Raw genomic sequence first — 4,815 nt, 5'->3', positions numbered from 1 at the left:
GGGTCGGCCCGCTGCCGGGGTGCTTGGCGGCGTGTTCGCGCAGCAGGTCGGCCACCGGCAGCGAGTTGGTGACGACGGTCAGGCCGCGGATGTCCAGCAGGCGGCTGGCCACCGCGTGGGCGGTGGTGCCGGCGGAGACCGCCACCACGCTGCCGGGTTCGACCAGGGACGCCGCGGCGTCGGCCAGGGCGGCCTTGGCGGCGGACTCGCGCTGCGCCTTGGCCTCGAAGCCCGGCTCCTCGGCCCGTGCGCCGCTGATCACCGCGCCCCCGTAGATCTTCTCCACCTCGCCGGACCTGGCCAGTTCGTCCAAGTCCCGGCGGATCGTCATGTCGGAGACGCCGAACTGCTCCACCAGGTCGGCGACCCGGACGGCGCCCGTCCGGCGCACCAGGTCGAGGATCAGCGCCCGGCGCTGGGGGGCGAGCAGCGCTTGGTCCGCCACGGGGTCTCCTTACACCGCTCGGAAGTGGTTCACGGATCAACAGGATAGTGCGGTCCTGGGCCGGTTTTCGCCCACTGCCCCCATTCGGACTGTGGATTCAACACAACCAAACGCCCACTCGTGACGGAAGGGCGCCCACCAGCCGCCCGACCGTTATCCGCCACACCCCACTTGAGCTGCGGTGATTTGCCAAAAGCCGATCATTGCCCCCATTCGTCCCGCCGGAACCCTTGACACAAACGAACACCACTCCGAGACTCTCCCCCAGTCGCTTGTTTGCGCCAACATGCTCCACTCCCCCACCCCGCCCCCACCCGAAGCCGTGAGGTACCCCCATGTCGCGTACGAGATCCGCGCTGCTGTGCGCCCTGCTGGCGCTGGGCGCGCCGCTGGCCGCCGGCACCGCTCCCGCCCAGGCCGCCCCCGTGCCCGTGGTCAACGGCACCCGGTTCACCGACACCACCGGGGCGGCCGTGCAGGCGCACGGCGGCGGCGTGATCAAGGTCGGTGCGTACTACTACTGGTTCGGCGAGGACCGCAACGCCGACAACAGCTTCCGGTACGTGTCGGTGTACCGCTCCACCGACCTGAAGAGCTGGGAGTTCCGCAACCACGTGCTGACCCAGGCCACCGACCCGGAGCTGGCCTCGGCCAACATCGAGCGGCCCAAGGTGATCTACAACCAGGCCACCGGCCAGTTCGTGATGTGGATGCACAAGGAGAGCGCCACCGACTACGGCGAGGCGCGGGCCGCCGTCGCGGTCTCCTCCACGGTGGACGGCGACTACAGCTGGCGCGGCAGCTTCCGGCCGCTGGGCGAGATGTCCCGGGACATCACCACCTTCGTGGACGACGACGGCACCGCGTACATGGTCTCCGCCGCCAACGAGAACCGGGACCTGCACGTGTACCGGCTGACCGCCGACTACACCGGCATCGACGCCCAGGTGCAGAGCCTGTGGAACGGCTCCTCCCGGGAGGCGCCCGCGCTGTTCAAGCGGAACGGCGTGTACTTCCTGCTGACCTCCGGCGCCACCGGCTGGACCCCGAACCAGCAGATGTACGGCACCGCCACCAGCATCACCGGCAGCTGGAGCGGCCTGAGCAACATCGGCGACGGCCTGGCCTACGGCAGCCAGACCGCGTACGTGCTGCCCGTCCAGGGCACCTCCGGCACCGGCTACCTGTACATGGGCGACCGCTGGGGCAACTGGACGGGCGGCACCGTCAACGACTCGCAGTACGTGTGGCTGCCGCTGACCTTCCCCACCGCCACCACCATGACGATGGGCGCCTCCCCGCAGATCACCGTGGACACCGCGGCCGGCACCGTCGCCCCGATGAACGCCGCCTGGGAGAACCTGACCGGGCAGCAGAGCGGCAAGTGCGTGGACGTCGCCGACTACGCGTTCGCCGCGGGCGCGCGGACCGTCCAGTGGTCCTGCGGCTGGGGCGCCAACCAGACCTTCTGGTTCAAGCCGCTCAGCGGCGGCTACGTGCAGATCATGGCCCGGCACAGCGGCAAGTGCCTGGACGTCGCGGGCAGTTCCACCGCCAACGGCGCGGCCGTGGTGCAGAACACCTGCTCCACCGCCAACTCCCAGCAGTGGCAGGTGCAGCAGGCCGACAGCAGCGGCAACGTCCGCCTGGTCGACCGGCGTTCGGGCAAGTGCCTGGACGTGACCAACCAGTCCACCGCGGACGGCACCGCGCTGGAGCAGTGGACCTGCAACTCCGGCTCCAACCAGCTGTGGCGGCGCGGCCCGTCCTGGCTCTGACCCCGTACCCGCCCCCGCGCACCACCCCCACCAGACGGCACGTTCCTGGCCCTCGCCCGGCGAGGGACGTGCCGTTCCGCATGCCCGCCCCCGCCCCGCCCCCGTCCCGGAGGAACTCCGTGTCCCCACAGCGCCGCACCACCCGCAGCGCCCGCGCTGCCGCGCTGACTGCCCTGGCCGCGCTCGCCGCCGGCACCCTGGCCGCCCCGCCCGCCGCGGCCGAGGAGGCCGCCGCGCACGTCACCGTCCGGCTCGACCCCAGCTACCAGCAGCAGCCGTTCCAGGGCTGGGGCACCGCGCTGGCCTGGTTCGCCAATGCCACCGGCAACTGGCCGGACGCCAAGCGCAACGAGCTCGCCGACGCCCTGTACGGGGCTGAGGGGCTGGGCTTCACCGTCGCCCGCTACAACATCGGCGGCGGCGACAGCCCCGAGACCGCGCCCTACCTGCGCCCCGGCGCGGCCGTGCCCGGCTACTGGAACCGGCCCGCCGCGTACGGGCCACCCGGCGGCGACACCACCGGGTGGACCGAGCAGCCGAACTGGTGGGACCCGGGCAACCCGGCGCACTGGAACCCGCAGGCGGACGCCGCCCAGCGCTGGTGGCTGACCGCCGCGAAGAGCCGCGGCGCGGACACCTTCGAGGCGTTCTCCAACTCGGCGCCGTACTTCATGACCGACAGCGGCCTGGTCTCCGGCGCCGTCGACGGCTCGCGGGACAACCTGCGCGCCGACCAGTACGACCGGTTCGCCGCCTACCTCGCCGGGGCGCTGCAGCGCGTCCAGGCCGCCACCGGCGTCACCTTCTCCTCGCTGTCACCGATGAACGAGCCCGGCACCTCGTACTGGCACGCGGGCGGTCCGCAGGAGGGCTCGCACTGGGACGCCGCCTCGCAGGCCCGCCTGGTCACCGGCGTGCGGGCCGCGCTGGACGCCGCCCACCTGGCCACGCCCGTCGCCGCGATGGACGAGACCAGCCCGGAGCTGTTCCGGGCCGACTGGAGCGCCTACCCGGCCGCCGCCCGCGCCGCGGTCGGCAGGCTCAACACCCACACCTACTCCACCGGCGGCCGCGGCACCGTCCGCGACCTCGCCAAGGGCGCCGGGCTGCCCGCCTGGATGTCCGAGGTGGACCTCGGCGGCTCGGTGCCGCAGAGCTTCACCGACATGGCGCCCGCGCTCGACTTCGCGCACCGGATCACCGACGACGTCCGGGAGTTGGAGCCCGGCGCCTGGGTGATGTGGCAGGCCGTCGAGGACTACACCAACATGACGCCCGGCCACGAGGACTCCAACTGGGGCCTGGTCCAGGTCGACCTGGACTCCGCCGACCCGGCGGACGAGCCGCTGCGGCTCAACAAGAAGTACTGGGCGATGGCCAACTACAGCCGCTTCGTCCGGCCCGGCGCCCGGGTGATCGCCACCGACTCCGCCGACACGCTGGCCGCGCTGCGGCCGAACGGCACCGGCGCCGTCGCGGTGTACACCAACTCCACCGGCGCCGCGCAGACCCTCACCCTCGACCTGGCGGGCTTCCAGGGCGTCGACACCTCGGTGCCGGTGCAGCAGTGGACCACCGACGCGGGCCGGAACCTGGTCCGCGGGCCCGACCTGGCCGCGACCGCCGCCAAGACCCTGACCGCCACCGTCGGCCCCGGCTCGGTGACCACCTTCGTGCTGCCCGGCGCCACCGGTACGGCCACCGCGGCCGCCACCGTCCCCACCGGCCAGACCCGCCGGCTGGTCAACGACCGCAGCGGCCTGGCACTGGCCGCCTCCGGCAGCGCGGTGGTGCAGCGCGCCGCCAACGCCACCGACACCGCCCAGCAGTGGAACTTCACCCGGCTCGCCGGGACGTACGACTCCACCGCCGCCTACCGGATCACCAACGTCAAGAGCGGCAAGGCGCTGAGCGTCGGCGGCGGGGTGCTGTCCTTCGCCGCGGCGGGCAGCTCCACCCAGCAGCAGTGGCTGCTGTCCACCACCGGCGACGGGCACGACACCCTGGTCAACCGGGCGAGCGGCCTGCTGCTGGACGTCACCGGCGAGTCCACCACGGACGGCGCGCCGGTCGGCGCCTGGACGCCCACCGGCGGCGCCAACCAGTCCTGGGCGATCGGCTCCGCCGCGGCCGACGCGTACAAGGGACTGAAGGTCCGGCTCAGCGGGCGCTGCGCGGAGGTCGCGGGCGGCTCCACCGCCGCGGGCACCGCCGTGGTCCAGCACACCTGCGCCGGCGCCACCGACCAGCAGTGGGCGCTGCGGCCGGCTGGCAGCCCCGGCCAGGTCAACGTGGTGGTCCAGTCCACCGGCCAGTGCCTGGACGTGTCGGGCGCCGCCACCGCGGACGGCGCGCCGCTGGTGCAGTACCCGTGCAACGGCGGGGCGAACCAGCAGTGGTCGGTGCGCGACACCGGCTCCGGGTACGTGGCGCTGCTGGCCCGGCACAGCGGCGAGTGCCTGGACGTGGCCGGTTCCTCGACGGCCGACGGGGCGGCGCTGGTGCAGCGGCCCTGCACGGGCGCGCCGGGGCAGCAGCTGCTGGTCGGCTGAGCCTCCGGCTGAACGGCGACGGCGGGCACCACCTCCGGGT

At 73.3% G+C, this 4,815-nt stretch carries 3 protein-coding genes; 2 read left to right on the top strand and 1 reads right to left on the bottom strand.

All coding sequences use genetic code 11. The features are described from left to right. Nucleotides 1-445: DeoR/GlpR family DNA-binding transcription regulator (locus ACFUEL_RS35340; RefSeq protein ID WP_380241618.1), on the bottom strand; the 445-nt coding region annotated here is incomplete at its 3' end. Nucleotides 446-780: 335 nt separating this feature from the next. On the opposite strand from ACFUEL_RS35340, the gene ACFUEL_RS35335 reads away from it, so the two are divergent. Both ACFUEL_RS35335 and ACFUEL_RS35330 read left to right on the top strand, forming a co-directional pair. Then, nucleotides 781-2,223, top strand: a complete 1,443-nt coding sequence (locus tag ACFUEL_RS35335) for an RICIN domain-containing protein (protein WP_380241616.1) — start codon at nucleotides 781-783, stop codon at nucleotides 2,221-2,223. A 119-nt stretch (nucleotides 2,224-2,342) separates the two neighbouring features. Continuing rightward, nucleotides 2,343-4,775, top strand: a complete 2,433-nt coding sequence (locus tag ACFUEL_RS35330; protein ID WP_380241614.1) for an RICIN domain-containing protein — start codon at nucleotides 2,343-2,345, stop codon at nucleotides 4,773-4,775. Nucleotides 4,776-4,815: the final 40 nt, after the last annotated feature.

This window comes from Kitasatospora sp. NPDC057198, from assembly GCF_042670125.1.
Classification (GTDB): Bacteria; Actinomycetota; Actinomycetes; order Streptomycetales; family Streptomycetaceae; genus Kitasatospora.
Note: the sequence above shows the minus strand (reverse complement) of the source record. Positions and strands in the feature narration are given on the sequence as shown.

Coding starts and splice junctions, on each gene's coding strand:
- ACFUEL_RS35335 (WP_380241616.1), top strand. CDS start 781: ATGTCGCGTACGAGATCCGCGCTGCTGTGCGCCCTGCTGGCGCTGGGC.